The sequence below is a fragment of the Thalassospira sp. NFXS8 genome (assembly GCF_040148805.1).
In the GTDB taxonomy this organism is placed as follows: domain Bacteria; phylum Pseudomonadota; class Alphaproteobacteria; order Rhodospirillales; family Thalassospiraceae; genus Thalassospira.
Genome location: NZ_JAGEMF010000002.1, coordinates 971,007 through 997,988 on the forward strand (window position 1 = coordinate 971,007; position 26,982 = coordinate 997,988).

The 26,982-nt window shown below is 54.8% G+C and carries 25 protein-coding genes; 18 read left to right on the forward strand and 7 right to left on the reverse strand.

Annotated features, from left to right (window positions below; genetic code table 11):
• The first annotated feature begins 105 nt into the window (after nucleotides 1-105).
• Entirely contained in the window at nucleotides 106-2,064 is a 1,959-nt protein-coding gene (locus tag J4E05_RS13585; RefSeq protein ID WP_349596444.1) for a bifunctional 2',3'-cyclic-nucleotide 2'-phosphodiesterase/3'-nucleotidase, read from the forward strand.
• Nucleotides 2,065-2,259: 195 nt separating this feature from the next.
• Here J4E05_RS13585 and J4E05_RS13590 read toward each other — a convergent pair whose 3' ends face one another.
• Nucleotides 2,260-2,685 (reverse strand): GcrA family cell cycle regulator, encoded by a 426-nt coding sequence (locus J4E05_RS13590; RefSeq protein WP_085587207.1) that lies wholly within the window; start codon nucleotides 2,683-2,685, stop codon nucleotides 2,260-2,262.
• 192 nt (nucleotides 2,686-2,877) lie between these two features.
• Here J4E05_RS13590 and J4E05_RS13595 point away from each other — a divergent pair, with 192 nt between their 5' ends.
• The 3 genes from J4E05_RS13595 (at nucleotide 2,878) to J4E05_RS13605 (ending at nucleotide 4,906) form a co-directional block, all read left to right on the forward strand.
• Nucleotides 2,878-3,531 carry an NnrU family protein gene (locus tag J4E05_RS13595; RefSeq protein WP_349596448.1) on the forward strand — a complete coding sequence of 218 codons (654 nt, stop codon included), beginning with the start codon at nucleotides 2,878-2,880 and terminating at the stop codon, nucleotides 3,529-3,531.
• A 148-nt stretch (nucleotides 3,532-3,679) separates the two neighbouring features.
• Entirely contained in the window at nucleotides 3,680-4,147 is a 468-nt protein-coding gene (locus tag J4E05_RS13600; RefSeq protein ID WP_349596451.1) for a methylmalonyl-CoA mutase, read from the forward strand.
• Between the two features lie 171 nt (nucleotides 4,148-4,318).
• Nucleotides 4,319-4,906, forward strand: a complete 588-nt coding sequence (locus J4E05_RS13605) for a hypothetical protein (RefSeq protein ID WP_349596453.1) — start codon at nucleotides 4,319-4,321, stop codon at nucleotides 4,904-4,906.
• A gap of 209 nt (nucleotides 4,907-5,115) precedes the next feature.
• Here J4E05_RS13605 and J4E05_RS13610 read toward each other — a convergent pair whose 3' ends face one another.
• The 4 genes from J4E05_RS13610 to J4E05_RS13625 form a co-directional block, all read right to left on the reverse strand.
• Entirely contained in the window at nucleotides 5,116-5,985 is an 870-nt protein-coding gene (locus J4E05_RS13610) for an NUDIX hydrolase (RefSeq protein ID WP_349596456.1), read from the reverse strand.
• 207 nt (nucleotides 5,986-6,192) lie between these two features.
• Nucleotides 6,193-6,519 carry an ACT-like domain-containing protein gene (locus J4E05_RS13615; protein ID WP_085587271.1) on the reverse strand — a complete coding sequence of 109 codons (327 nt, stop codon included), beginning with the start codon at nucleotides 6,517-6,519 and terminating at the stop codon, nucleotides 6,193-6,195.
• A gap of 203 nt (nucleotides 6,520-6,722) precedes the next feature.
• The gene (locus J4E05_RS13620; RefSeq protein WP_256376725.1) at nucleotides 6,723-6,845 is read right to left on the reverse strand and encodes a hypothetical protein; all 123 of its coding nucleotides are present in this window, start codon (nucleotides 6,843-6,845) and stop codon (nucleotides 6,723-6,725) included.
• A 321-nt stretch (nucleotides 6,846-7,166) separates the two neighbouring features.
• Complete coding sequence (locus J4E05_RS13625; protein WP_085587212.1) at nucleotides 7,167-8,195, reverse strand: M23 family metallopeptidase; 1,029 nt, start codon at nucleotides 8,193-8,195, stop codon at nucleotides 7,167-7,169.
• Nucleotides 8,196-8,395: 200 nt separating this feature from the next.
• Here J4E05_RS13625 and J4E05_RS13630 point away from each other — a divergent pair, with 200 nt between their 5' ends.
• Nucleotides 8,396-9,256, forward strand: coding sequence for a sterol desaturase family protein (locus tag J4E05_RS13630; RefSeq protein WP_349596460.1), 861 nt, complete (start codon nucleotides 8,396-8,398; stop codon nucleotides 9,254-9,256).
• A 9-nt stretch (nucleotides 9,257-9,265) separates the two neighbouring features.
• Here the strand turns inward: J4E05_RS13630 and J4E05_RS13635 are convergent, their stop codons facing one another.
• Nucleotides 9,266-10,060, reverse strand: coding sequence for a class I SAM-dependent methyltransferase (locus J4E05_RS13635; RefSeq protein ID WP_085587214.1), 795 nt, complete (start codon nucleotides 10,058-10,060; stop codon nucleotides 9,266-9,268).
• A 333-nt stretch (nucleotides 10,061-10,393) separates the two neighbouring features.
• On the opposite strand from J4E05_RS13635, the gene J4E05_RS13640 reads away from it, so the two are divergent.
• From J4E05_RS13640 to J4E05_RS13670, 7 genes are all read left to right on the forward strand, one after another.
• Nucleotides 10,394-10,831: a MaoC family dehydratase gene (locus J4E05_RS13640; RefSeq protein ID WP_349596463.1), complete on the forward strand. Its 438-nt coding sequence runs from the start codon at nucleotides 10,394-10,396 to the stop codon at nucleotides 10,829-10,831.
• A 253-nt stretch (nucleotides 10,832-11,084) separates the two neighbouring features.
• Complete coding sequence (locus tag J4E05_RS13645) at nucleotides 11,085-12,062, forward strand: bifunctional riboflavin kinase/FAD synthetase (RefSeq protein WP_349596466.1); 978 nt, start codon at nucleotides 11,085-11,087, stop codon at nucleotides 12,060-12,062.
• Between the two features lie 100 nt (nucleotides 12,063-12,162).
• Complete coding sequence (ileS, locus tag J4E05_RS13650) at nucleotides 12,163-15,000, forward strand: isoleucine--tRNA ligase (RefSeq protein WP_349596470.1); 2,838 nt, start codon at nucleotides 12,163-12,165, stop codon at nucleotides 14,998-15,000.
• A gap of 177 nt (nucleotides 15,001-15,177) precedes the next feature.
• Nucleotides 15,178-15,651: a signal peptidase II gene (lspA, locus tag J4E05_RS13655; RefSeq protein WP_085587218.1), complete on the forward strand. Its 474-nt coding sequence runs from the start codon at nucleotides 15,178-15,180 to the stop codon at nucleotides 15,649-15,651.
• Nucleotides 15,652-15,700: 49 nt separating this feature from the next.
• Nucleotides 15,701-16,273: a DUF3035 domain-containing protein gene (locus J4E05_RS13660; RefSeq protein ID WP_085587219.1), complete on the forward strand. Its 573-nt coding sequence runs from the start codon at nucleotides 15,701-15,703 to the stop codon at nucleotides 16,271-16,273.
• A 193-nt stretch (nucleotides 16,274-16,466) separates the two neighbouring features.
• Nucleotides 16,467-17,882 (forward strand): M16 family metallopeptidase, encoded by a 1,416-nt coding sequence (locus J4E05_RS13665; protein WP_349596472.1) that lies wholly within the window; start codon nucleotides 16,467-16,469, stop codon nucleotides 17,880-17,882.
• A gap of 2 nt (nucleotides 17,883-17,884) precedes the next feature.
• Complete coding sequence (locus J4E05_RS13670) at nucleotides 17,885-19,234, forward strand: M16 family metallopeptidase (RefSeq protein ID WP_349596474.1); 1,350 nt, start codon at nucleotides 17,885-17,887, stop codon at nucleotides 19,232-19,234.
• Between the two features lie 62 nt (nucleotides 19,235-19,296).
• Here the strand turns inward: J4E05_RS13670 and J4E05_RS13675 are convergent, their stop codons facing one another.
• Nucleotides 19,297-19,926, reverse strand: a complete 630-nt coding sequence (locus J4E05_RS13675; RefSeq protein WP_349596477.1) for a GntR family transcriptional regulator — start codon at nucleotides 19,924-19,926, stop codon at nucleotides 19,297-19,299.
• Nucleotides 19,927-20,146: 220 nt separating this feature from the next.
• Between J4E05_RS13675 and J4E05_RS13680 the strand changes: the two genes are divergently transcribed.
• From J4E05_RS13680 to mutL, 6 genes are all read left to right on the forward strand, one after another.
• Entirely contained in the window at nucleotides 20,147-21,586 is a 1,440-nt protein-coding gene (locus J4E05_RS13680) for a M20 family metallopeptidase (RefSeq protein ID WP_503012338.1), read from the forward strand.
• Nucleotides 21,587-21,659: 73 nt separating this feature from the next.
• Nucleotides 21,660-22,382 (forward strand): ABC transporter permease, encoded by a 723-nt coding sequence (locus J4E05_RS13685; protein ID WP_085587223.1) that lies wholly within the window; start codon nucleotides 21,660-21,662, stop codon nucleotides 22,380-22,382.
• Nucleotides 22,379-23,104: an ABC transporter permease gene (locus J4E05_RS13690; RefSeq protein ID WP_349596480.1), complete on the forward strand. Its 726-nt coding sequence runs from the start codon at nucleotides 22,379-22,381 to the stop codon at nucleotides 23,102-23,104. Before J4E05_RS13685 ends, J4E05_RS13690 begins: the two co-directional genes overlap by 4 nt.
• A 79-nt stretch (nucleotides 23,105-23,183) precedes the next feature.
• The gene (locus J4E05_RS13695; RefSeq protein WP_349597583.1) at nucleotides 23,184-23,960 is read left to right on the forward strand and encodes an ABC transporter ATP-binding protein; all 777 of its coding nucleotides are present in this window, start codon (nucleotides 23,184-23,186) and stop codon (nucleotides 23,958-23,960) included.
• A 45-nt stretch (nucleotides 23,961-24,005) separates the two neighbouring features.
• Entirely contained in the window at nucleotides 24,006-24,848 is an 843-nt protein-coding gene (locus J4E05_RS13700; RefSeq protein ID WP_085587224.1) for a transporter substrate-binding domain-containing protein, read from the forward strand.
• A 138-nt stretch (nucleotides 24,849-24,986) separates the two neighbouring features.
• The gene (gene mutL / locus J4E05_RS13705) at nucleotides 24,987-26,966 is read left to right on the forward strand and encodes a DNA mismatch repair endonuclease MutL (protein ID WP_349596483.1); all 1,980 of its coding nucleotides are present in this window, start codon (nucleotides 24,987-24,989) and stop codon (nucleotides 26,964-26,966) included.
• Nucleotides 26,967-26,982 lie beyond the last annotated feature (16 nt).

The window sequence follows — 26,982 nt, forward strand, 5'->3', positions numbered from 1 at the left end:
TTTTTGTTTGCGTGTTGGCGTCTATTTTCGCAAAATCTTCAAAACCTGACCATCCGAACAAGAATATATTTGTCAGACTGACCATCATTTTCAGGGGTGCATTAAATGACTTTCTATCGTCCACTGGCGAGCGTTTTTATCGGTCTGTCGGTTAGCCTGATGGCGGGCACGGCCCTTGCCGACAGTTCGGTATCACTGCGGATACTGGAAACCACCGACATTCATTCGCATCTGGTCAATTACGACTATTACCGCGATGCCGCGTCGCAAACCGTTGGCCTGGCGAAAGATGCCACCCTGATCAAGAAGGCCCGCGACGAAGCCGACAATGCCATCCTGATTGACAATGGTGACCTTATTCAGGGCAACCCGCTGGGCGACTATATGGCCAAGCGCCACGGCCTTAAAAAAGGGGAAATTCACCCGGTTTACAAGGCAATGAACCTGATGGACTACGATGTTGGCAATATCGGGAACCACGAATTCAATTACGGGCTGGAATTTTTGGGCAATGCCATTGGCGGGGCGAATTTTCCCTATGTGAATGCCAATATTTTTATCGATGATGGCGATAACAATCCCGATAACGACAAACCCTATTTTACGCCCTATCAGTTGTTAAAACGCGATTTGGTGGATAAGGACGGCAAAAAGCACCCAATTACTATTGGTGTGATCGGTTTTGCCCCACCCCAGATTATGCAGTGGGACAAGGCCAACCTTGAAGGCCACGTTGTTACCAAAGACATTGTGGATATGGCCGAAAAATACGTGCCGGAAATGCGTGAAAAGGGGGCCGATATTGTGGTGGCGGTTGCCCATTCGGGCTTAAGCACCCAAACACGCCACGGCATGGAAGAAAACGCCACCTATTACCTGTCGAAGGTAAAGGGGATTGACGCCATTTTGTTTGGCCATGCCCATACGGTTTTTCCCTCTGAGACGTTTGCCGATATTGACGGTGTTGATTTGACCAAAGGCACCATTAACGGGGTCGCCGCCGTGATGCCCGGTTTTTGGGGCAGCCATGTTGGTGTGATCGATCTTGGCCTGTCGGTTAAGGATGATGGCACCTGGGATGTTACAGATTCCCTGTCCGAGGCCGAGCCGATTTATCATCGTGAAGGGCGCGATGTTGTGCCGCTGGTAGACGCAGATCCGGAGATTTTAAAAGCGGTAAAAACCGAACACGAAGCCACCATCGAATATATGCGCGAAGGGGTGGGGACGACGGAATCATCGATTAACAGTTTCTTTGCCCTGGTGGCCGATGACCCGTCGATCCAGATCGTGACCAATGCGCAAACCTGGTATTTGAAAAAGATTTTGGCCGGAACCGAATATGACGGTTTGCCGATCCTGTCGGCAGGGGCACCGTTTAAGGCCGGTGGCCGTGGCGGGCCGGAATATTATACCGATATCCCGGCAGGCAAGATTGCCCTTAAAAACGTGGCAGATCTTTATGTCTATCCCAATACGGTACGTGCAGTGTTGCTGACCGGGGATCAGGTGCGCGAATGGCTGGAAATGTCCGCCGGGCAGTTTAACCGGATTGATCCGAACAGCAGTGCAGAACAGATGCTGATCAACGAGGATTTCCCGACCTATAATTTCGATGTGATTGACGGTGTGACCTATGAAATAGATGTGACGCAACCGGCTCGCTATAACAGGGAAGGCGAGGTTGTAAACAAGGATTCACACCGTATTGCCAACCTGAAATTTGATGGCAAGCCGATCGACGGCGCGCAGAAATTCGTTGTTGCGACCAACAATTATCGGGCCGGTGGTGGCGGACATTTCCCGGGGCTGGACGGATCAACCATTATCGTTGAGGCGCCCGATGAAAACCGCACTGTGCTGGCAAACTACATTATGGATGAAAAAACCATCGATCCCAAGGCCGATGGTAACTGGCACCTGGCCCCGGTTGGCAATGCCAGCAAGGTGACATTTGTGACCAGCCCCAAGGCGTCGAACGCGGCCAATGCTCCGTCCAATATCAGTTTTATCGGGGAAACCGACGAAGGGTTTGCCCAATATGTTCTGACATGGACGAAATAAAGCGGGTGATCGCGTTGTGTTGTTACGGATGACAAATTAAGAAAAGCAAAGCCCCGTCAGTGTCATTGCTGGCGGGGCTTTGCTGTTTGCAGATGCGGCACTTTCATACCAGCGCTGTCGCGTATGAAACGGCAAAAGCCGCCCGATGGGCGGCTTTGACGCATTGGCGAGATGGCCGGGCCGATACAAACGGAATTAACGTTTGTTGTTCGGGCCGCCGTGATTGTGGTTGCGCGGGTTATCTTCGCGCGGGCTTTTGCCATTGAGATAGGCTGCCGCGCAATGTTCGTCGCAATAGGGTTTGCCCTGGATGTTTTTCTTGCCACAGAAATGGAAGTCATCATCACCCGGGTCGCCAAAGGGCCAGCGGCACATGCCCGGTCCCAGGTCATAGATGCTGATGCCCTTGGACAGAACCTTGGGTGCCGGTGCCTTTTTGGGTTCCGATGCATCTTCAGCGCGACGCTGGATCGGGGACGGACGTTTGGGCAGGCCCAGGCGGTGCGCCTTGCCAACGACGGCGTTTTTACCCACACCCAGCTCTTCACCGATGCGTGCCGTGGTCCAGCCCTGATTCCAGAGCGAAGTCAGCAATTCAATCTTTTCCGGTGTCCAGCTCATTTCGAGTATATTCCGTGTTCCGATGTTTGGGATGAACCCAGCTTTATTGCGTAAAGTCAATTAGGGATAAAGAGGTATCCGCTAAAGTCGCGCGGCGCAAGGGGTGAAGCCAACGGGCTGCCTGTCCGGGGCGCGCGAAACGTGGTGGGCAATTTGCATGTTGCGCCGTCAAAGTAAAGAGGTGATCGTATTTTGACGTGGTTTTTCATTTCCATTTTTGCGTTTCTGGCCGGTCATATGGTGCCGGGTTTGTTTCGTCGTGCGTTGGTTGCCCGGTTGGGGGCGCCCCTATATGTGTTGGTTTTTTCGCTGGTTTCAATGGCCCTTCTTGCATGGGTGATCTGGGCGGAATTACAGGCCGATTATATTCCCCTTTGGCCCTATGATCCGCGCGAACATTGGGTTCCGATCCTTGCGATGCTGCCGGTTTGCGTTCTTTGGGTGGCGGCTGTGCGCCAGCCTTGTCCGCTTTCTATCGGGCGTGCTCGCGGGTATGACCCCGATCATCCGGGGATCAATCGTTTTACCCGGCATCCGTTGTTGCTGGGTGTTTTGATCTGGGGGACGGCGCATATGCTGCCAAATGGTCATTTGGCAGCAATAATATTTTTTGGTGGAAGTGCGCTTTTTGCCCTGCTGGGCATGAGCCGGATGGAGAAAATGCGCCTTCGTCAGCTTGGCCCGGACGAGTTTGCCCGTATTTCTGCCGGGACTCGGCGGTTTGACTGGCGTGCATTGTTAAATGGTGCGTTGGACTGGCGCGACGTGATCGGTGGCATCATATTGTATGGTACGATCCTTTGGCTGCATCCGCTTGTCCTGGGGCGTGATCCTCTGGCCTTTTAGCCGGGCCTGTTTCTTAATTATCGCAAGCGGCCTTGCTCTGATCCGGGCAGGTTGTGATAGGGTATGGCAAAACAACAGTGCCATGCCCGTTGCTGCGTGTTTTAGTTTGTGCCGGTTGCGTACCGGTCAGGTTATTTTGCGAGGTGCCATGACCTCTATTGAACTTGCATCCATGTTATCGCGGTTTGCCGAAATTGAAGGGCGCCATCCCCGCATTTTGATTGCAGCCGCATCGCATGATGAAGAACGGTTGCTAAAATCGGTGGCAACCCTGTTTGCCGATGGCGGGTTTGACGTTGATATTGCCCCGCCCATTTCTGATGAAATATCGATTGCCCGACAGGTGATTGACTGTGATGCCGATATTCTGGCTCTTATTCGCCTGAAAGTCGAAGGCGATGACCGGGTGCGGGTGGCCGATCTTATTTCGTCGCTGGATGCCCAGGGCGCACAGCATGTGCAGTTTGGCATTATCGGTAATCCCGATGATCCGGCCCGCGATACGGTGGATTTTGTCTTTGATGCCGCCCACTTTGCCACTGGTGATATCGGCGGATTGATGCGGTTTTTGTTGCTGATTGAAGAAAATCGAATGGGCACAGGCGGGCCAGCATAAACCTGAGAGGCCGCAAAAAGGTGCATTTTGGGATTAATACATAAACGCCGATGATTTTTTGTCGCCATTGCGGCATGATGGTGGGCCGGGATGCACAATGTGTGCGCTGTTTTCCGAACCAGTATGGATCGGTCCCGGTTGGCGTCAGGTAGATGTGCGAAGGGAATTGCAATGGGAATGCTTAAGGAAACGCTATTGCGCGTTTTTGTTGGCAAAAGCGGACGCGAAGCGTTGCGTGCCTATCAGGATGCCCAGGCGTTGCCTGTTGATCCATTGTCTGCCCGGCCCGGGTCAGGCCCCGGCGGGGCGGTGAGTGGCGCAGCAAGCCGTGCGGCTGCCAGTGCTGCCTATGGGGGTGGTGCGGGGGCCACGGGCCGTGGACAAACCCCTGTTGCCCAGGCGCAGCAAGCCCAACAGGCGCGCCGCATTGCCGATCGTGCCCTTGCCCATGAAGCCGAAGGCATGACCGCCGACGAGGCCCGCGCCCAGGCCCTGGCCGAAACATTGCTGGAATCGCAAAATCCATCATCCGAGATTTTAGCGGCATTAAGTGCAGCAGATAACAAACTGGGACAGGAAAAAAGCCGGTATGCCAAGGCCGGGCAGGCACCAGGCCGCGAAAAGCTGATTTCCGATGCACTTAACACCATGCGCAGCAAGCAGGCCGACCTGGATGCCCTTGACCCTGATGCCCGGATGAAGCTGACCCTGATGGCGCTAAGCGCCTTTGGTATGGGGAATGACAAGGCCGAACATTAATAAAATCCATTTTGGGATTTTACGGCAGCCGATGTGGTAGCCGGAATAACGTGGTGCCATTTATGATCCTGTGTCGGAAGGGTATTTGCAGTCGGTCACATCAATGCACGATCACAGCTTTCCTGAGCCTGTTTACACGACTTGATAGGCTTGTATGCGGTTAAATACACGAACCATTGCCCATTACCGTATTGGGGGCCGATTAGGGCTTATCGTGTGATATCGCGATGCAGGCCGATGGTCAGTTCGGCGTAATCGGGTTCGTTATCGGGGGTAATAGCCCCGTGGCGGATGAGAAAATCGATAATCACCAGCGCGCAGTTGAATTTAAAGTCAAACCCGGTGCGGACCATTTTGGCGACCTCGGACAGGGGCATTAGTTCAAAATGGCTGACTTCGCCATCTACGGGCCGGGGGATAAAATCAAGTGGCAATTCCAGATCGTAATTAACCATGACATCGGGCTTGATACCCTTTTCGGTTTCGTGGACGTAGGAAACCGTGCCAACGGCAACCATGTTATGTGTCAGGTTTTCGGGTATATTCGCTTCTTCGGCACATTCCTTGATCATGTTCTGGCGAAAGCTGTAACCGGTGGGCTGGCCGCCTGCGACCATGTTATCAAGCTGGCCGGGATAGGTTGGCTTGGATTGCGACCGGTGGGCAATCCACATGTGGATGCCATCCTCCTTGCGAACATATCCGTTTAAATGAACGCCCCACGACCGAAACCCGAAATAGGACATGGCCGAACGGTCCATGACGCAGAGCGGGGCATCGTTAAGGGTGGGACGAACGTCAAATTTTTCGCCGTGCAGGCTTTTGATCATGCCGTCGCGGTGCAAATCGGCAATCAGGGCGGCAAAGGCCTGGCTGCGAGAATCGTGGCTGGCAATTTCCGGGGCAAGATGAAGCCCGTCATTGGCATGATTGCGCAACACATGCCGGGCCGGATGGGCCAGCAGGGCATTGGCAAAGGCCGGGCGAGTCCCCCCAATCACACGTCCATCCATGCAGAAGGGAACATATTGTTCCGGCTTTGCACTGTTACAGGCGTGGATATGGTCGATAAAAGCCATCAGGGCTGCTCCGCTTAAAAGGCAAACCGGCAATGCCGATGCGCCCGTCGGGGCACGTGAACAGTGTTAGCGCACATTCTTTTATGGGTGCAATGGTGCAATCAAGGATGTGCCCACCTTTTCAGGTGCCCCGACAATATTGTCCCGGATGTTATTGCGCGGAACAAAGGGTGCAGGTGTTTTCGAGGCCGTTTGTGGGGCTGGCTGTTATGCCCCGATTGCTGAACTGGAATAGCCCTTTTCCGATGTCAGCACAGTTTGCACATTGGCAATCTGGCGCAGACAGCGGGCAATATGGTCGGCAATGCGGGTTTCTAGATGCCTGATCTGGATATCGATTTGCAGTTCTTCGTTGCCGTGGCGGTCACTGGCAACAATCGAATGCCAGCTTGTCGGGATCAGGTTGCGTTTGGCAAACAGTTCCAGCACACGCGGCATAACGTCCGGCTCTGCTACAGCATGAACCGCAAAACAATGAACAGATTTAAAGTCGGAAGACAGCGCATCCTGCGCCAAAAGGGCATGATTGGTCATGACGATCCACATACATTTACTTTAATCCAGATAAAACGACTAACGTCCCGGGGTCCTTAGACCACCGGGCGAATAATTCGCGTAATCTGCAAAAAAGAAATGTGGTGTTGGGTCATGCTTGTTCTGAAATGCACCGCAATCGGCAGTGCCGAAGGCAGAGAAGATGGGGAACATTCCCCGGTAATGATGAAGCTGTCAATCCATCAAAGGATGAGGAGCGAAGCGATCAGGGCAACAATGGTCCCGGCAAACAGGATTTCCATCGAGCGGGCGATTTGCTGGTCGCGAGCAATGGCGATAGCAGCGGCTTTGCGTTTGTTCATCATTTTTCTCCGTCTTAAGACAGGGCGTATGCACTGTTTAGTGCACCAAAGAAATATAGGCAGGCATCGACCCAGGTTACAAGTGCTGTGCAGTCAAAAACGTCAAAAAACCTTCAACCTGGTGGAATAGATAAGGTTTTCTGCGGGTTTGCGGCACGAAATTTATTAATCTTAACCCCAATTAAACACGATGGGCCGGTTTTTGTTCCGGTTTCGGGCGAGGATTCGCACCAGAAGGGCAGTTTTGAATCAGACGAAAGGCACTGTTTTTTGTTTTTTCGGGCGATTCCCGGTGCCGGTTTGTCAACCGCTTTGCCCGCAAGGTCAGGGAATGTGTAATTCGGTTGCGCCAATTTCGACCGGAGATTTGCCATCCCGTGCAAACAGGATGCGGCCCTGATAGGTGCCGCTACGCCATTGATCACCCGGGCGGTCCGCATTGACGTAAAACCATTTGGCGCGCGGGCCATTGTCGTTGGGTAGCTTGATGGTGAAATCGCGGCTGCCGTTAAAGCCGCGCGGCCCGGTGACATTAAGTGTGATGACATCGCCGTCATTTACCCCGATCAGATACCCCCAAAAATACAGCGCCGGGCTGGTGGCGGGCAGGGTGTCGCCGCGGTCATAGCCGCGTTTGATGTCGGTGGCATTGGGGCGGCCCGATGAGAAACCCAGCGCATACAGGTGAACCGGACGATAGGTCATTTGCGCGCTGGCTTCGGGGGTCCAAAGGACAGACTGGCTGGTCGCGCAATTTTCCGTGCCGGCGTCGGCCATATTGGTGCCGCTAAACGGGTCGATCAACTGGTCGTTCTGGCGCAGGTTGAAATGCAGATGCGGGAAGGTGGCCTGGCCCGACATACCGATCAGGCCAATGGTTTGGCCCCGGGTTACATGGTCGCCCTTGCGCACGGCAATGGAACCGCGCCGCATGTGGCAATACTGGCTTTGCCAGCCATCTTCATGGTCGATCAGAATGCCGTTGCCACATTCAATGCCGCTAAGCGCATCCTTGTTCAGGCGTCCGGCGTCGATATCCTCGACTCCGTCGCGGGTTGCACTGACAACGCCATCGGCAACAGAAAGTACGGCAACGCCACTGATCATGGCTTCTTCGTCGGGAATGGCAAAGTCGGTGCCACGGTGGCCGTCATAGGTGCTGGTGCCACAGGCAAAATCGCGAATGCCCGGCCCGGCATCGTGGTCAACATAATGGACGATATCGCATTCGCCATAGGGGCAATCCACCGGCAAATCAAAGGGCGGCCCATCGGCGCGTGCCGGTGCCGCATACAGCGCCCCCGCCAGAATGCCGATGGCACACATTGCGGAAAACACTATTTTGTGACCCATAAAGGTCTCCTTGCTGATTGCCTTGTACCGGGGAAACAATATTGTGGCTGCAACACCCCCATACGCAGCCAAGCGGCATTTTTTCAGGCCTGCGCGACAGGCAATTTATTATGCCCGGCGCATTATCGCCTGATCTGTCATATGTATACGTGCCGTCATGACAGTTCAAACCCATTTTACACAGGAATTTCATCAGGGCCATGGATCAAACTGTGCTTTTTCGTCTGGCTGTTTTTGCCGTGTTGCTGCTGATAATGGCAGGGTGGGAATTTTTGTTGCCTTATCGCACCGGGGCCGGGCAAAGCCGGGGCCGGCGCTGGCTGACCAATTTTTCGCTGATGATTTGTGGCGCAGCCCTTAGCCGGTTTACCATCGGGGCGGCCATGATTATTGCGGCATCCTATGCGCAAGGGCGCGGCTGGGGCCTGTTGCCAATGCTGGATTTGCTCGCCCCTGTGGCGGTGGTGCTGGCGGTTATCGGGCTTGATTGCGCGGTGTATTGGCAACACCGGTTTACCCATATGTTTGATGTGCTGTGGCGGTTTCACCGGGTGCATCATGTCGACCCGGGTTTTGATGTTTCAACAGCGGTGCGGTTTCATCCCCTCGAAATTGCGGTATCAGCCGCTTACAAGGCCGCTTTTGTGGTTGTTTTGGGGGCCGATGCGTGGGCGGTGGTAATTTATGAAACCCTGCTAAGCAGCTTTGCCCTGTTTAACCATGGCAATGTGCATTTGCCCCGCCTGATTGACCAAACCTTGCGCGGGCTTTTTGTGACGCCCGATATGCACCGTATTCATCATTCGGCAGTAATGGCGGAAACCAACAGCAATTACGGAAATATCCTGTCGCTGTGGGATCGTATCTTTGCCAGCTATACCGATAAATCGCGTGAAAACGACCGCGAGATGACGATTGGCCTGAATGAATTTCGTGATCGCGAAAGCCAGTCGCTGGTGGGCAGTTTATGGTTGCCGTTTCGCAGTAAGCCGCGGCACCCGGCATCCCCGGCCGCGACAGCCGGGGATATTGGCGATAAACAGCAAAGAAAAGACAGGTAATGCGGGGGTTCAGGCTGTGCCGGCAAGCCCGCGCACGGCCAATGCCGATGCCACCAATGAGCGCTTGCCATCATTGCCGCCACTGATATAGGCGCGGCGCACGGCGGATTGCAGGCTGTGGGCGGCTTCGGCATCAAGGGATGTGAAAAATTCGCGGATCAGGCTGTGGCTGCCCAGAAGCGATTGCCAGTAATCGTTGAAATCAAGAAAATCCATGCGGATTGATAAGGTGGCGGTGCCTATTTCGGTTAACCCGGCATCGGCCCATAAATCCAGCAGGGCGTCTTCATTTTCGTAGGGGACGTTAAAAATACGGGCGCGCAGGGCTTCGCCTTCGCCGTCAAACAAAATGGCGGCAGCATCAAGAAACAGGCGCAAAAAGGCCAAACCACCGGACCGGTCCCAAACCGTTGCGGCAATAACCCCGCCGGGGCGGGTGACGCGCAACATTTCGCTCAGGGCTTTTTCCGGTTCAGCCAGATCATTTAGCACCAGTTGCGAAAATGCGGTGTCAAAGCTGACATTTTCGTAAGGCAGGGCACTGGCATCGCCGGTTTCAAATTTGACATTGGGGGCCGCATGTAACAGGGCCTCGCCCAGATAATCGGGCATAAGGTCGATGCCGGTAATCGTGGCCGAGGGATAGCGGGTGGCAGCTGCCAGTGTCAGGCTGCCGGTACCGCAACCGACATCCAGCAATGTGCCGCAGGCAGGGGCATCGACAAAGGCAAGAAAAGCGCGCGCGAGGCGGCGGCTCCATCTGCCCATGGCGATTTCATAGATGTCGGCGACGGATGAAGTCATGGTTATGTTCCGCAATTGACAGGGGCTATGTCAGCAAGGCCTGCTGCATAGGATGCCTTGTGACAAAGACCGGTATTTCGGTGTTGTTTCAATTGTTAATATTGATTGCGCGGTCAGCCAAAGCAATGGACATTTGCCGATAGGGACGGTGTTGCGTGGGGCAGGCGACGTCACATGCAGGGGGGCAAATAATTGTGCAAAGCAACCAGATAGCGCGAAGTTTCCTGTGACAGTTCGCCGAAATTTTTAAATTGCCATTGCGAAACCACAGTTTGGCGATGATACTTTACTTATATTGCAACGCACAAACAAAACAGGCAGGGGATCGACAAGATGACAAAACGTGATGGTCTTGAAGGATATTATCTCGAAGATCTGGAAGTTGGCATGGAAGGCAGCTATGCCAAAACCGTGACCGAAACCGACATTATTTTGTATGCAGGCGTATCGGGCGATAGCAACCCGGTGCATTTGAACGACGAGTTTGCCAAAACCACCATGTTTGAAGGGCGTATTGCCCATGGCATGTTGTCGGCCGGGTTTATTTCAACTGTGCTGGGCACGCGTTTGCCGGGGCCGGGCACCATTTATTTATCGCAAAACCTGCAATTTCGTGCCCCGGTTCGTATTGGCGATACCGTAACCGCCACGGTTAAAGTGCGTGAAATTATCGCTGCGAAAAAACGTATTGTCCTTGAAACTACCTGTACCGTGGGTGACCGGGTGGTTATTTCGGGCGAGGCAACCGTGATGGTGCCAGTGCGCGGATAAACCGCCTGGCCGGTTTTGGGGCCGTTACCAATGTGCGCAGGGATGATACCTGCGCACATATTACGGTTTTCTGGCGGATCTGGGATGTCTGTGCTGCGAAAATAATGCAACAGCATGGCTGTTTTGCACCATTATAATCAGGAAAAGGCTTTACGCTTTGGCCTTGGGCGATTTATAGCTGCCTGCCGGGTTTTGCACACAGCAGCCCGTAATGGTATTTCATTTGGCGAGCAACACAGAGAGACCGGCATTGATGCGCGTTTTTCGATCGTTTGAAAATTTGCCCATCGATGCGCGTGGCGCCGTTGTTGCAATTGGCAATTTTGATGGTTTGCACCTGGGCCATCAAACCATTTTGGGCCATGCCCGCAAAATGGCTGCCGAACTGAATGTTCCCCTTGCGATCCTGACGTTCGAACCCCATCCGCGGATGATTTTTCGCGCGGGCGAACCGCCGTTTCGTTTGACATCGGCACAGGACCGGGTGGCTGCCGCCGCCGAGCTTGATATTGATCTGTTTTATGAAGTTGAATTTGACCGTGCCTTTTCGGCCCTCACGGCCGAGGAATTTATTACCAGGGTGCTGGTCGACGGGCTGGGCGCGCGCCATGTGGTTGTTGGCTGGGATTTTTGCTTTGGCAAGGGGCGGGCCGGCAATGTGGACACCCTGCGTGCGATGGGCGGGAAAAACGGTTTCGGGGTGAGTGCGGTTGACGCCGTAACCCACGATAACGGGATTGTTTATTCATCAACGGCCATTCGCCAGGCGTTGCGCGAAGGCCGCCCCGAAGATGCGCGGGTATTGCTGGGGCGCCCCTGGGAAATTGGCGGCATTGTCATTCACGGGGATGCCCGCGGGCGGACCATTGGTTTTCCCACGGCCAATGTGGCGTTGGGGCTGCATTTACGGCCCAAATTCGGCGTGTATGCCGTTCGTTTGGGGCTGGTGGCGCAAGATGGCTCGCATGGTGTGGAACGCTGGATCGACGGAGTCGCCAATATTGGCGTTCGGCCCAGCTTTGGCGGCGATGAAGAAGCCGGGCTGGAAGCCCACCTGTTTGACTTTGACCGAGACATATATGATCGCGCCGTTCGGGTCCGCCTGATCGGCTTTATTCGTGGCGAACAGAAGTTCGACGGGCTTGATGCCCTGAAGGCCCAGATTGGCCGTGATGTAAATACGGCCCGTGAAATTCTGGCGGCAAACCCGCCGGTCAATCCCGGGATTTGAAATTGGTTGCGAACCCGCTATGATCCGCGCGCCCCAAAAGGGTGCAGCCCGGATTTGGGTTTGCCTGTGAAATAAAGTGCAAGACGACAGGACTGTCACGATGAGCGTCGAATATAAAAAGACCGTTATCCTGCCCAAGACCGATTTTCCGATGCGGGCGGGGCTGCCGAAAATGGAACCGACATTGCTGGAGCAATGGCAGAAAGACGATCTTTACGGCACCATTCGCGGCATTTCCAAAGGCCGGGAAAAGTTTGTGCTCCATGATGGCCCGCCCTATGCCAATGGTCATTTGCATATTGGCCATGCCCTGAACAAAATTTTGAAAGACGTGATCACCCGGTCCCAGCAGATGATGGGCAAGGATGCGGTTTATGTTCCGGGATGGGACTGCCACGGCCTGCCGATTGAATGGAAGATCGAGGAACAGTATCGCGCCAAAGGCAAAAACAAGGACGAGGTTCCGGTTGCCGAATTCCGCAAGGAATGCCGTGAATTTGCCCAGAAATGGCTGGATATCCAGCGCGAGGAATTCAAGCGCCTGGGCGTGATGGGCGATTGGGATAATCCCTATATCACCATGGATTACCGGGCCGAGGCCGCCATTGCCCGCGAATTGGGCAAGTTCCTGATGAACGGGTCGCTGTATCGCGGGTCAAAGCCGGTGATGTGGTCGGTTGTCGAAAAAACCGCCCTGGCCGAAGCCGAGATCGAATATCACGATCATACCAGCAAGACCATTCATGTGCGCTTCCCGGTGGTGAAATCATCGGTCGAAGCCCTGAATGATGCCAGCATCGTGATCTGGACCACCACCCCCTGGACCATTCCGGGTAACCGCGCGATCTCGTATGGCGAAGACATTGATTATGTCGTCATTGAAGTCACCGAAACCGCCGAGGAATGCTGGGCCAAGGTCGGCGAGAAGCTGGCGGTTTGTGCCGATCTGGTTGAGGACATGTGCAAAAATGGCCGTATCCTGGGCCATAAAATTGTCGGCACCTTCAAGGGTCGGGATCTTGACGGTGGTATTGCTGCCCATCCGTTCCGCGGGCAGGGCTATGATTTTGATGTGCCGTTGCTTGCCGCTGATTATGTCACGACCGATACCGGTACCGGTTTTGTCCATACCGCCCCGACGCACGGCCCGGACGACTATGTGACCGGCCTGAAATTTGGGCTGGAAGTGCCCGAAATGATCGATGCCGAAGGCAAATATTACGACCATGTGCCGCTTTTTGCCGGCCGGTTTGTATATGATGCCAACGGCAAGGAAGGCGATGCCAACGAAACCGTGATCGCCAAGCTGATCGAGGATGGTGCGCTTCTGTCGCGTGGGCGGATGAAGCACAGCTATCCGCATTCCTGGCGGTCCAAAGCACCGATTATTTATCGCACCACGCCGCAATGGTTCATCTCCATGTCGGAAAATGGCCTGCGTGAAACCGCGCTTAAGGCGATTGATGATACCCGTTTCGTACCGGAAGCTGGCCGTAACCGCCTGCATTCCATGATTGCGAACCGCCCGGACTGGTGCGTATCGCGCCAGCGTGCCTGGGGCGTGCCGATTACGGTATTTGTGAACAGGAAAACCCGTGAACCCCTGCGCGACCAGGCTGTGCTGGACCGTGTTTATGCCGCTTTCTGTGAAGAAGGGGCTGATGCCTGGTTTACCTGGGATGCGCAGCGTTTCCTTGGCAATGATTACAATGTCGATGATTACGAACAGGTCATGGATGTTCTCGATGTGTGGTTCGATTCCGGTTCCACGCACAGCTTTGTTCTGGAAGAACGCCCGGACCTGAAATGGCCAGCCGACCTGTATCTGGAAGGGTCGGATCAGCATCGTGGCTGGTTCCATTCCTCGCTGCTTGAATCCTGCGGCACGCGGGGGCGGGCACCCTATGATGCCGTTTTGACGCACGGCTTTGTTCTGGATGGCAAGGGCTATAAAATGTCCAAGTCGCTGAACAATGTGGTTGCCCCGCAAGACATGATCAAAAAATTCGGTGCCGACATCCTGCGTTTGTGGGTTGTCAGCTCCGATTACCACGATGATTTGCGCATTTCCGACGAAATCATCCAGCGTCATTCCGACATTTATCGTCGTTTGCGCAACACATTGCGGTTCCTGCTGGGTAATCTTTCGGGCTTTGATGAGGCCGAAAAGGTTGCTGATAGCGAATTGCCGGAACTTGAACGTTGGGTTTTGCACCGGTTAAGCAAACTTGACGATCTGGTCCGTGAAACCACGGCGGCGTTCGATTTCCACGAAATGTTCATCGAGCTGCACAATTTCTGCGCTCAGGATCTGTCGGCCTATTTCCTCGATATCCGCAAGGATGCGTTGTATTGCGATGCGCCTTCAAGCCTGCGCCGTCGCGCGGCCCGCACGGTGATGGATCGTGTGTTTGATTGCCTGGTGCGCTGGCTGGCACCGGTTCTGTGCTTTACCGCCGATGAAGCCTGGCGCGAGCGTTATGGTGCGGATAGCTCGGTCCATGCCCAGACCTTCAATACCGTTTCCGATGGCTGGAAAAATGACGCACTGGCCGCGAAATGGGAAAAAATCCGCAAGCTGCGCCGGGTTGTAACCGGGGCGCTGGAAGTTGAGCGTGCCGAAAAACGCATTGGTGGCAGCCTGGATGCTGCCCCCAAGGTTTATGTCAGTGCGGATTATGTCGAGGCTTTGAACGGCCTTAATCTGGCAGAAATTGCCATTACATCGGACATTGAACTGATTGAGGGCGAGGCGCCGGAAGGGGCCTATCGTCTGGATGATGTCGCGGGGGTCGGTGTTGTTCCGGCCCTGGCCGAGGGTGAAAAATGCGAGCGTTGCTGGCAGATTTTGCCTGATGTCGGGGCGCATCCGAAACATAAAACAATCTGTGGGCGCTGTGCCGATGCCGTTGATGAAATGGGCATTGCAGCCGAATAAACCGTTTTAAAAAGACACAGGGCCGGGCGGAATGCCCGGCCTTGTTATACCAGATCGTTATGATGTTGATTTATGGCGATCCGGTCAGGTGCGACGGCCCGGGATGCTTCTGCCATGACGGCAAGGGCTTTGGATTAACGCGGTTTGATATTGTTTGGGCAGACGGAAAGAAAATTGATGAAACATCGCGCCTTTGCCTTTGGCCTGCCGGTGCTGGCGATTGTCTTTATCCTTGACCAGTGGACCAAGCAGATTGCGATTGACGCATTGGCCCATCCGGCACGGTATGTTGAAGTGACGCCGTTCATGAACTTTGTTCTGGCATGGAACCCCGGTGTGTCGTTTGGGCTGTTTCAGGGCCAGGCACCCTGGGTGATGATCGCGGGCACTGCGGCAATCACCATCGGGTTTCTGATCTGGATGTGGCGTACGCGGGACCGGGTTTTGGGCATTGCCCTTGCAATGGTTGTTGGCGGTGCGCTCGGTAATCTGGTAGACCGGTTACGTCACGGGGCGGTTACGGACTTTATTGATTTGCATGTTGCAGGCTATCATTGGCCGGTATTTAATATTGCAGATACCGGAATCACGATTGGGGCCGCGTTGCTGTTGATCGATTCCCTGTTTGGCGGTAAAAAAACTTCGCGATAATTTTGGTCGGGCCGCAGGTGGCCTGATGACAGACTTGCAAGAGGCGTGAATGACCCGGAAATCTCATCTGATCAGGATTGTGGCGCTAACCGGGTTGGCGCTTGCCGTTACCGGTTGTGAATCGACGAAAGAAACCTTTGGTCTGAATAAACAGTCCCCTGACGAATTTCAGGTGGTTTCGCGGGCGCCGCTTAGCCTGCCGCCGGAATATAATCTGCGTGCACCGGAACCTGGTATTGCGCGGCCGCAAACTGGTACAACGACAGAACAGGCCCGCCGTATTCTGACGGGCGAAACGCCAAACCCGGTTGCGCGTGACCTTAACACCGCCGATCGTAGCAGCGGCGAAGTTGTGTTGCTGGAAAAGGGTGGGGCACAATATGCTGACCCCGATATCCGAACCGAGGTGGACCGTGAAACCTCGATCCTGATTAAGGAAAATGACAGCGTTATCGACAAGCTGGTGTTTTGGCAGCAAAAGCCCGATTTTGGCAGCCAGGTTGACGCGGAAAAGGAAGCAAAGCGCATTCGTGACCAGCAGGCGCTTGGCAATTCTGTAACCGATGGCGATACGCCAACGATTGAACGCCGTAAAAAAGGCATTCTCGAAGATATTTTCTAGGATTTTCCAATCGGGCGGCGGCAAAAAAGCCGGATCGCCAAATTGTGATCACATTTGCAAGGGCGCGGATCTTCCGCGCCCTTGTTCTGTCATAATCGGTTCTTAATCAGAACACCCCGCACCATTTACAAAAAATGGGCGGGTCATAAAAACAAGTCGCTAAATTCCCGGACAGACTCCCAAGGAAGACAGCATGAAATTTTTGTCCCAACGTTTTTGGCACCACGTCCCGGTCGTGTTTCCGGTTTTGATGATGGTGCTGGTTTTGCTTGCCCCGATGGCGCAGGCAAGTGTGTTTAACCCCAAAACAACAACCCTGTCGAACGGGATGCAGGTGGTGCTGGTGGAAAACCACCGGGCGCCCGTCGTGACCCATATGGTGTGGTACAAGGTCGGTGCCGCCGATGAGGTGCCCGGTACATCCGGCATTGCCCATTTTCTGGAACATTTGATGTTCAAGGGCACCAAAACCATTGCCCCGGGCGAATTTTCCAAAATTGTGGCGCGCAATGGCGGGCAGGACAATGCCTTTACCACATGGGATTACACCGCCTATTTCCAGAACATTGCCCGTGACCGTTTGGGCATGGTGATGGAAATGGAAGCCGACCGGATGCAAAACCTGCAACTGACCGACAAGGTGGTTTTGCCCGAACGCGACGTGATTATCGAAGAACGCCGGATGCGGATTGATAATAATCCCAGTGCGTTATTGGGCGAGCAGATGCGCAATGCCCTGTTCATGCAGCATCCCTATGGGCGACCCATTATTGGCTGGTTGCATGAAATGCAGCAACTGACCACCAAGGATGCGATGGACTGGTACAAAAAATGGTACACGCCCAATAATGCCATTCTGGTGGTTGCCGGTGATATCACCATGGACGAACTTAAACCGATGGCCGAAAAATATTACGGTAGCATCAAGGGCCATGACGTACCCAAACGTGTACGGGTAAAGGAGCCAACCCAGCATGCGCCGCGCAAGGTAACGTTAACCGATGCGCGTGTCGGTCAGCCATCCATGTCGCGTTATTATCTGGCTCCGTCCTATAATACCGAACATGCTGACCAAGCAGCTCCGCTGGAAGTTTTTAGTGAAATTTTGGGGTCGGGTACAACCAGTCGTCTTTATAAATCGCTGGTGATTGACCAGAAACTGGCAACGTCGGCAGGCAGCTTTTACGACCCGGTGGCAATGGATTTATCGACCTTCGGCTTTTATGCCGTGCCGCGCGATGGCGTTGAAATGGCCGATCTTGAAGCCGCCCTTGATGATGAACTTGCCAAAACCCTGAAAGACGGGATTACGCAAAAGGAACTTGATGAAGCGCGTCAGCGCTTGCTTGACAGTGCGGTTTTTGCCCGTGATTCGCTTTCGGGTGCAGCCCGGACATTGGGCGAGGCATTGGCCGTTGGCCTGACCGTTGATCAGGTTGAAAGCTGGCCTGACCGGATTAATGCGGTGACCGTCGAACAGGTTAATGATGCTGCCCGCGCGGTGCTGGACGATAAACGTTCCGTGACCGGCTGGTTGTTGCGGCCCAAAGGGGCCAAGGGGCCGGGTATGCCGACAGCCCCCGTAACCGGTGAAATGGAGACGCATTGATCATGGCATTTTCATTGAAAACAAAATCGCGCCAGTTTGCCGCCGGTCTGATTGCACTGGTGGGTGTTGCCGGGTTTGGTATTGGCAGTGCCCAGGCGGTAGAAGTACAGGAAGTGATCAGCAAGGGCGGGATTAAGGCCTGGCTGATCGAGGATCATTTAAACCCGCTTCTGACCGTTGATTTTTCCTTTAAGGGGGCCGGTGCCGCAACCGACCCCGATGGCAAACTGGGCCGGGCCAATATGGTATCGGGCCTGATTGACGAAGGCGCTGGCGATATGGATAGCCAGACCTTTCGCGGGTTGATGGAAAACAAATCGATCAGCCTGTCCTATGATGCCGGACGTGACGATTTTACCGGTTCGCTGGTGACATTGACGCGCGAACGCAAAACAGCGGTGAACCTGCTTAACTTATCGCTGACCAAGCCGCGCTTTGATGATGAAGCGGTTGAACGCATTCGGTCGCAAATTGTGGCCGGGTTAAAGCAGCAGGAAACCGACCCCGGTTCAATGGCGCAGCGCGCCTTTTTCAAAAGCGTTTTTGGCGATCACCCTTATGCCCGGCCGGTTGAAGGCACCTTTGAAACCGTGAACGGCCTGAAAGTTGCGGATCTGCGTGACTTTGTGAAACAGTCGCTGGCACGCGATAACCTGATTATCGGTGTGGCGGGTGACATTACCGCCAAGGAACTTGGCCCGTTACTGGATGAAGCGTTTGGCGGTTTGCCTGAACATAGCAAAGTGCCCAAAATTCCGGCTGCGACGCCGAAATTTGGCGGTGATGTGAAGGTGATTTCGCAAGACAACCCGCAAAGCCAGGCAATGTGGGGGCAAAAGGGCATTGCGCGTAAGGACAAGGATTTTTACGCTGCCTATGTGATGAATTATATTCTGGGCGGGGGTGGTTTTTCATCGCGCCTGACCGAGGAAGTCCGTGAAAAGCGCGGGCTGGCTTATGGTGTTTATAGTTATCTTGCCAATCTGGACCAAGCCAACATCATGATGGGCGGTGTTGCCACGCGCAACGATGCGATTGGCAAAAGCCTGTCGGTTATTCGCGATGAATGGCAAAAAATGCAGCAACAGGGCATTACCCAGACCGAGCTGGACAACGCCAAATCCTATTTGACCGGCGCGTTTCCGTTGCGCTTTACCAGCCTTGGCAATTTGTCGGGCATGCTGGTGGGAATGCAAAGCGAGGATCTGGGGATTGATTTTCTCGATAAGCGCAATGATTACGTCAATGCCATTACCCTTGATGACGTGAACCGCGTAGCCGGAAAATTGCTGGACCCTGACCACGTTACCGCGATTGTGGTGGGCAAGCCGGAAGGCAAGCTGAGTTTCTGATGGTCTGATAGACCGGATTTGAATTTACAAAACACGGCAGGGGCATCCTTGCCGTGTTTTTTTTATGCCGCCTGCATGATATGGCGGCGAATGGCATCTTCAAGGGCATCGGCATCGCGGTTGCGAACGGCGGTGACCATTTCGAAATGTTCGATGCTGGATTGTTTGATGCGCTGGCGGGTTTTCCATTGCCCGGCCGGAGCAGACGGAATGCGATGGCGCAACTCGGCGATGGTAGCCGCGATTTGCGGGTTGCCTGTCATGCTTAGAAGCTGGCGATGGAATGCCTGATTGGCTTCGTGTTGTTCAATGATGCTGCCGGTGTCAATCTGGTCTTCAAAATTTTGTGCCAGTTGCGCCAAAATCTCGCATTCGGGGCCGGTACCGTGGCGAACAATACGCGGTGCCGCGGCGCATTCGATCATGGCGCGCAAATCCAGCAGGTCGCGCACTTCGTCATCATCAGCTTCGTAAACATAATAGCCGCGATTGGGTTCATGGCGGATCAGCTGTTTTTGCGCCAATCGGTCCAGCGCCACCCGGATCATGGGCCGCGATGTTTTGTAGCGGTGCTGTAATTCGATCTGTTTTAACCACGAGCCAGGCGCATAAGCCCCGGCCTGAATGTCGGTGGCAATCTGGTTCAAAAGGTCGGTTTCTGCGTCGTTATGGGCGGGTTTCAACGTTTCCACGGGTTGCTCTTTTTTGTGCATCGGGCGCGCCAAAGGTGCGCTTTTATTTATATCGGACTGGCGAAAACATGCCAGCAACAACCTGTTGTATAAATAGTACGCAATTTCGCGTAGTGCATATTTTTAACTCAAAAATCCGGTTTGTTCTTTACATTGGAAAAATATGCGCCAAAATTGGCACCAATTTATAGATGATGAATACGGATACAAGGAAAATCACATGGCTGCCACGCCGAATGCCGACGCGATCTGGACAATGGTAGAGGGGCATGGCCCCGATTTGTGCGCCATGAGTGACGAGATATGGGAAACCCCTGAGCTGAATTATCAGGAAACCAAAAGTGTTGCCCGTCACAAGGACATGTTGGCGCAGAAGGGCTTTCGCGTTTCCGAAAATATTGGCGGCATTCCCACCGCTGTGATGGGCGAGGCCGGTGACGGCGGCCCGGTAATTGCGATTCTGGGGGAATATGACGCGCTGCCGGGCTTAAGCCAGGAAGCCGGTATTGCCGAACAAAAACCGCGTAATGACAGTGGCAACGGGCATGGTTGTGGTCATAACCTGCTGGGGTCCGGTGCGATGCTGGCGGCCATTGCCGTGCGTGATTTTTTGCAAAGTAATAATTTGCCTGGCCGGGTGCGTTATTATGGTTGCCCGGCTGAAGAAGGCGGATCGGCCAAGGGCTTTATGGTGCGCGCGGGCGCGTTTGATGATGTTGACGTTGCCATTTCGTGGCATCCCGCACCTTTTGCCGGGGTTAATAACCCGATTTCACTGGCATGTAACGAATTGGAGTTTCATTTCAAGGGCCGGGCGGCGCATGCGTCATCCTCGCCGGAACTGGGGCGCAGTGCCCTTGATGCGGTTGAGCTGATGAATGTCGGTGCCAATTACATGCGCGAACATATGCCCAGCACCGCACGCATGCATTATGCCGTGATCAATGCCGGTGGTGTTGCGCCAAATGTGGTGCAGGCCAATGCCACGGTGCGATACCTGATCCGTGCGCGTGAGCTTGACGAACTGATCGAACTGGTTGAGCGGGTTAAGAAAATTGCGCAGGGTGCGGCATTGATGACCGAAACCAGTGTAGAGCATGTGGTGGTCAGCGGGGATGCCAACCTGATCGGCAATACACCGCTTGAGCAACTGATGTATCGCAAGCTTGAAGCCCTTGGCCCGCCCGAATTTGACGAGGCCGACCGCGACTTTGCCCGTAAAATTCAGGCAACGCTTAGCGAAAAGGACATCCGTGCGGCCTATGCCCGGTTCGGGTTGAAGCCGCGCCTTGACGTGCCATTGTGCGACACAATTTTTCCGCCTGAAAGTGGCGATGGCCGCCATGTCGGTTCCACCGATGTTGGTACGGTTAGCTGGGTGGTGCCCACCGTGCAAATGCGCGGTGCAACCTATGCCATTGGCACGCCGGGCCACAGCTGGCAACTGGTGGCACAGGGCAAAATGCCTGCGGCACATAAAGGCATGGTTCATGCCGCCAAGGTGATGGCGGCAACGGCATCGGAACTGTTTGCCGACCCGTCACTGGTCGCCGCCGCCAAGGCCGATTTTGCCGAACGCCGCGAAGGGCGGCCGTTTATCAACCCGATCCCCGATGATGTAAACCCGCCGATCCCCGGTTATGGCGAGGCCACAGAATAATGGCCCGGCCCGCCCGTTTAACCTGCTTATACGGGCCGGGTCTGCCCGCCCAACACCGTGAAAGGATGCGCTGATGTCGCATGCCAGTTTCTGGGAATTGATGAATTTTGGCCCCGATGGCTGGGGCTGGTCGATGTTGCGCGCAGCGGGCATGACCGTGATGGTTGCCCTGGCCGGGTTTATACTGGGCGGTTTTATTGGCACATTTGGCGCATGGGCCAAAATTGCCGGCAATCGCCCGGTGCGCATTGCCGCCGATGCCTACACCACCATTTTACGCGGCATTCCCGACCTTCTGGTGATTTTTCTGTTTTATTTTGGCGGTAGTCTGGCGTTGTCGGCGGTTTACCGCGCGTTTGGCGGTGAAGGATTTGTCGATTTCCCCGGCTTTGCCGCCGGGGCGATGGCAATCGGCCTGACATCGGGGGCGCAGCATACCGAAGTGTTCCGGGGGGCGTATTACGCCATTCATGATGGCGAAATTGAAGCCGCCAGGGCCGCAGGGATGACGCGGATGATGATGCTTCGCCGGATCATAATGCCGTTATTGCTGCGCCATGCCTTGCCGGGTTTGGGCAATATCTGGCAGGTGGTGCTGAAAGAATCAGCTTTGGTATCGGTTACCGGCATGATCGAACTGGCGCGTCAGGCGCAAATCGGGGCGGGGTCAACCCGCCAGCCGTTCTATTTCTTTATCGCTGCCGCCATCCTGTTTTTAGCAATCACCTTTGTCTCTAACCGGGTGTTCCGGTTTTCCGAGGCGCATTTTTCACGCGGGGTTCGGGGGGCAAGATGATCGATTTTCCATTTATGTACGAAGCGCTGATGCGTCTTTTGCCCGGCATTCCCATGACCTTGCAACTGGCCTTCATTGCCTCGGCCTTTGGGGTGTTTTTTGCCCTTGCTGCCGCATTAATGCAGCTTTCCGGTAATGTGGTTTTGCGGTCTGTCGCCGATTTTTATGTGTTTTGCATTCGCGGTACGCCGCTTTTGATCCAGATATTTCTGATCTATTACGGCATGGGGCAGTTTGATTTTATCCGTCACAGCTTTATGTGGCCCATTCTGCGCGAACCTTACTGGTGCGCAATTTTCGCCCTGATGTTTAATACCGGTGCCTATGGCAGCCAGATTGTGCGGGGCGGGTTGTTATCGGTGCCGCGCGGGCAGGTAGAAGCGGCGCGCAGTTGTGGCATGTCGCAGGTTTTGATTTATCGCCGCATTATTTTGCCGCTCGCCATTCGTCAGGCCTTACCGGCCTATGGCAACGAAGTGATCCTGCTTTTGAAGGCAACCTCGCTGGCATCGATCATTACCCTGATGGAAATCACCGGGTTGGCAGCCAAGATGATTTCGGAAACATACCGCGTGGTCGAGGTGTTTCTGGTCGCCGGCAGCCTGTATTTGCTGATCAATTTCATTTTATCGCGCGGGGTGGCTGTGCTGGAAAAACGGCTGATGCGCCATACTGCGGCGGAACGTCCATCCTCGCGGATTGCTGCACGGGGGGCTGCATAACATGGCATCATCTTCCATGATACAGCTGGTGGTATCAGATCAGGACATGGCGTTGGCTGGGCCATTTGCCGATGCGCAGATGTCGGATCAAAAGACCGCGATCAGCATTCGCAACCTGCATAAAAATTTCGGCGATGTCGAAGTGCTTAAGGGCATTGATATTGATGTGGCCGAAGGGCAGGTGGTGTCAATTTTGGGGTCTTCCGGCTCGGGTAAATCAACCTTGCTGCGCTGTGTGAATTTCCTGGAATCCCCCACCATGGGCGAAATTACCATTGCCGGGGAAACCATACGCACGCGTCCGGGCAGGAATGGCGACCTTGAAGCGGCTGATATGGGCCAGCTTAACCGGCTGCGCACCAATGTGGGCATGGTGTTTCAAGGTTTTAATTTGTGGTCGCACAAAACCGTTCTGGAAAACGTAATGGAAGCGCCGGTGTTTGTGCAAAAACGCCCGGTTGCCGAATGCCATGATGAAGCCTGCGCCTATCTGGAAAAGGTTGGCATTTACGAAAAGCGTTTTTCCTATCCTGCCCATCTGTCAGGCGGGCAGCAGCAGCGTGCTGCCATTGCCCGGTCATTGGCGATGCACCCCAAGGTTATGCTGTTTGACGAACCGACATCAGCACTGGACCCCGAACTGGTAGGCGAAGTGTTGCGCGTGATGCGCGCACTGGCCGACGAAGGGCGGACCATGATGGTGGTGACACACGAAATGGGGTTTGCCCGCGAGGTTTCCAACCGGGTGATCTTTCTCGAACAGGGGTGGATCGAGGAAGACGGCGCCCCCCAAACGGTGTTTGGGGCCAGCCGTTCGGCCCGGTTCCGGCAATTCATCGCGGCCCAGCCGCATTAATAAAACCGGCGATATAACGCCAAAACAATCATCACGGAGGTCTAAATGAAATTTGGTAAAATGGTTCTGGCCGTTTGTATGGGGCTGGCAATGCTGGGCCAGGCAGAGGCCAAGGAATGGAAGCATATCACGATTGCGACCGAAGGGGCATTTCCCCCGTGGAATTCGACCAAACCCGACGGGTCGCTTGAAGGGTATGAAATCGATTTGTACAAGGATTTGTGCAAACGGATGAATGTGGAATGCACCATGGTAACGCAGGCATGGGATGGTATTATTCCGGCCCTGACGGCAGGCAAGTTTGATGCGATTATGGCGGGCATGTCGGCAACGGCAAAACGCGAAAAAATCATCAGCTTTTCGGAATCCTATGGCACCACTGGCCAGACCTTTGCTGTAGCACGCGGCAGTGACCTTGAAAAAATGCCGCATTTTGGCGAAGTGTTCTCGCTGGAATCCGAACTGCCACAGGCTGAAAAAGCTGTTGAAGACATCAAGCCGTTCCTCAAGGGCAAAATCATTGGTGTTCAGACGGCCTCTATCGCGTCGGTATTCCTTGATAAATACCTTAAGGACACCGCCGAAATCCGCGAATACAAATCCACCGAACAGCATGACCTTGATTTGCTGGCAGGCCGTGTTGACGTGATCATGGCATCGATGGGCTACCTTTCAACCGCCGCTGCCAAAGAAGGCAATAGCGACATGGTCGTAGCCGGTCCGCGTTTCCAGCGGGGCATTCTGGGCCGGGGTAGCTCGGTTGGTTTGCGCAAGGAAGATACCGATCTGCGCGACATGTTTAACAAGGCCATTGCGCAAGCCAAGGCCGATGGCACGATCAAGAAGCTGTCGGACAAATGGTTTGGCTTTGATGTAACGCCGCACTGATTTTAAATCGGGTTTGTTTAACCTTTCCGGTTTGACACCAACGCAAGGCAGGGGCGGCGAAAGGGATTTCGCTGCCCCTGTTGCTTTTGGGGGCTGTGCCCTTCTATATAGGGTATCGAACAACACAGGCTTTTGTTTATGTCGCTGCGCATCCTGCCCCAGAACCTGATCAACCAGATTGCCGCCGGTGAGGTGGTGGAACGCCCGGCCGCGGCGTTAAAGGAACTGGTGGAAAACGCGCTGGATGCCGGGGCGCAAAAGGTGGATGTTGCCCTGCGCGAAGGCGGACGCACATTGTTATCTGTTACCGATGACGGGCGAGGGATGAGCCCCGAGGAACTGGCCCTGGCGGTCGAGCGTCATGCGACATCGAAATTACCTGATGATGATTTATTCAATATTGCTTTTATGGGGTTTCGCGGCGAAGCATTGCCGTCCATCGGGTCGGTTTCGCGAATGCGCCTGACCAGCCGCACCAAAGGGGCCGATAACGCCTGGAGCCTGAGCGTTGAAGGCGGCATGAAAGGCGAACCCGAACCCGCCGCCCACCCGTTTGGCACCCGGGTTGAGGTGCGTGATTTGTTTTACGCCACCCCGGCGCGGTTGAAATTTTTAAAAACCGCGCGTACCGAACAGATGTATGCCCGCGAGATTATGGAACGTCTGGCAATGGCGCGGCCCGATGTGGGTTTTACCCTAAGCGGGGATAACAATAAATCGATCCTGAATTACCCGGCATGTAGTGGCGATTTGTTCGATGCCCGCCTGAAACGGCTGGGCGCAGTGATGGGCCGCGAATTTCAGGATAACGCTCTGCAGATTGAGGCGGAACGCGAGGGCATTCGCCTGACGGGCTATGCCGGTGTGCCGACATTGAACCGGGGCAATGCCCAGATGCAGTTTTTGTTTGTTAATGGCCGCCCGGTGAAGGACCGGTTATTGCAGGGGGCTGTGCGCGGAGCTTATCAGGATTTTCTTGCCCGTGATCGTCACCCGTTGCTGGCCCTGTTTTTGGAACTGGAACCGCGTGACGTGGATGTCAACGTGCATCCCGGCAAAACCGAGGTGCGTTTTCGCGACCCGGGGCTGGTGCGCGGGTTGATTGTCGGGGCGTTGAAACATGCGCTGGCCGGGGCCGGGCACCGGGCATCGACCACAGTTGCCAATATGGCGATGGGCGCGGTGCGCCGCGAAGGCGAAGATGGCGACGGTGTGCCCTATGGCGCGTTGGGCAGTGCTTCGGGGCGGATGGCCGGTTTTGGTGGCTATAATCGCAACCCCAATGCCTATCCTGGTCACCAGGCGATTGAGCGCAATTATGCCGCTCAGGCCCCGTTTGATAATGGCGGCTCCGGTGGTCCTGCCATTGGCGGGTTGTTTGACCGGCCCCGCGATTTTGGTGGCCATCCCTCAGCCGGGCAGGGAGATGGGCAGGATGGTGGTTTTGCCGGGGCCGCCGCAGCGGCCCTTGCGGGGGGCTATGCCAGTGCATCGCCCTCGGCCCGGATTGATGCCACCGATGATACCCGCTTTGTCGATCACCCCCTGGGGGCGGCGCGCGGGCAGGTTCATGCCAATTATATTATCGCCCAAACCCGTGACGGGCTGGTGATTGTAGACCAGCATGCGGCCCATGAACGCATTGTTTATGAACGCATGAAAGCCGATTTGGCGGAAACCGGGGTGAAGCGCCAGGGGCTGTTATTGCCCGAAGTGGTGGAGCTTGATGAATCCGGGGCGGACCGCGTGGCCGAACGGGCGGATGAATTTGCCGAACTGGGGCTGGTGATTGAACCGTTTGGCCCCGGTGCGATTGTGGTGCGTGAAGTGCCCGCCATGCTGGGCAAGGTTGATGTGAGCGCCCTTGTCCGTGATTTGGCCGACGAGCTGGCCGAACTGGGGCAAGGTATGGCACTTAAAGACCGGCTAATGTATGTGTGCGCCACTATGGCGTGCCATGGCTCCGTTCGTTCCGGGCGGAAGCTGAATGCCGATGAAATGAATGCCCTTTTGCGGCAAATGGAGGCAACGCCCCATTCCGGCCAGTGCAACCATGGTCGCCCGACCTATGTTGAACTAAAATTGCATGACATCGAAAAGATGTTTGGCCGACGCTAAAGGATGTTGCAGGTGC

What these genes read in the sequence shown, in the direction of transcription:
- J4E05_RS13635 (WP_085587214.1), bottom strand. Translation starts at nt 10,060, where the DNA reads ATGACTTCATCCGTCGCCGACATCTATGAAATCGCCATGGGCAGATGG.
- J4E05_RS13630 (WP_349596460.1), top strand. Translation starts at nt 8,396, where the DNA reads ATGGATCAAACTGTGCTTTTTCGTCTGGCTGTTTTTGCCGTGTTGCTG.
- J4E05_RS13585 (WP_349596444.1), top strand. Translation starts at nt 106, where the DNA reads ATGACTTTCTATCGTCCACTGGCGAGCGTTTTTATCGGTCTGTCGGTT.
- J4E05_RS13590 (WP_085587207.1), bottom strand. Translation starts at nt 2,685, where the DNA reads ATGAGCTGGACACCGGAAAAGATTGAATTGCTGACTTCGCTCTGGAAT.
- J4E05_RS13640 (WP_349596463.1), top strand. Translation starts at nt 10,394, where the DNA reads ATGACAAAACGTGATGGTCTTGAAGGATATTATCTCGAAGATCTGGAA.
- lspA (WP_085587218.1), top strand. Translation starts at nt 15,178, where the DNA reads ATGAAACATCGCGCCTTTGCCTTTGGCCTGCCGGTGCTGGCGATTGTC.
- J4E05_RS13665 (WP_349596472.1), top strand. Translation starts at nt 16,467, where the DNA reads ATGAAATTTTTGTCCCAACGTTTTTGGCACCACGTCCCGGTCGTGTTT.
- J4E05_RS13610 (WP_349596456.1), bottom strand. Translation starts at nt 5,985, where the DNA reads ATGGCTTTTATCGACCATATCCACGCCTGTAACAGTGCAAAGCCGGAA.
- J4E05_RS13625 (WP_085587212.1), bottom strand. Translation starts at nt 8,195, where the DNA reads ATGGGTCACAAAATAGTGTTTTCCGCAATGTGTGCCATCGGCATTCTG.
- J4E05_RS13660 (WP_085587219.1), top strand. Translation starts at nt 15,701, where the DNA reads ATGACCCGGAAATCTCATCTGATCAGGATTGTGGCGCTAACCGGGTTG.
- J4E05_RS13700 (WP_085587224.1), top strand. Translation starts at nt 24,006, where the DNA reads ATGAAATTTGGTAAAATGGTTCTGGCCGTTTGTATGGGGCTGGCAATG.
- J4E05_RS13605 (WP_349596453.1), top strand. Translation starts at nt 4,319, where the DNA reads ATGGGAATGCTTAAGGAAACGCTATTGCGCGTTTTTGTTGGCAAAAGC.
- J4E05_RS13645 (WP_349596466.1), top strand. Translation starts at nt 11,085, where the DNA reads ATGCGCGTTTTTCGATCGTTTGAAAATTTGCCCATCGATGCGCGTGGC.
- J4E05_RS13600 (WP_349596451.1), top strand. Translation starts at nt 3,680, where the DNA reads ATGACCTCTATTGAACTTGCATCCATGTTATCGCGGTTTGCCGAAATT.
- J4E05_RS13615 (WP_085587271.1), bottom strand. Translation starts at nt 6,519, where the DNA reads ATGACCAATCATGCCCTTTTGGCGCAGGATGCGCTGTCTTCCGACTTT.
- mutL (WP_349596483.1), top strand. Translation starts at nt 24,987, where the DNA reads ATGTCGCTGCGCATCCTGCCCCAGAACCTGATCAACCAGATTGCCGCC.
- J4E05_RS13685 (WP_085587223.1), top strand. Translation starts at nt 21,660, where the DNA reads ATGTCGCATGCCAGTTTCTGGGAATTGATGAATTTTGGCCCCGATGGC.
- J4E05_RS13620 (WP_256376725.1), bottom strand. Translation starts at nt 6,845, where the DNA reads ATGATGAACAAACGCAAAGCCGCTGCTATCGCCATTGCTCGCGACCAG.
- J4E05_RS13690 (WP_349596480.1), top strand. Translation starts at nt 22,379, where the DNA reads ATGATCGATTTTCCATTTATGTACGAAGCGCTGATGCGTCTTTTGCCC.
- J4E05_RS13695 (WP_349597583.1), top strand. Translation starts at nt 23,184, where the DNA reads ATGTCGGATCAAAAGACCGCGATCAGCATTCGCAACCTGCATAAAAAT.
- ileS (WP_349596470.1), top strand. Translation starts at nt 12,163, where the DNA reads ATGAGCGTCGAATATAAAAAGACCGTTATCCTGCCCAAGACCGATTTT.
- J4E05_RS13670 (WP_349596474.1), top strand. Translation starts at nt 17,885, where the DNA reads ATGGCATTTTCATTGAAAACAAAATCGCGCCAGTTTGCCGCCGGTCTG.
- J4E05_RS13680 (WP_503012338.1), top strand. Translation starts at nt 20,147, where the DNA reads ATGGCTGCCACGCCGAATGCCGACGCGATCTGGACAATGGTAGAGGGG.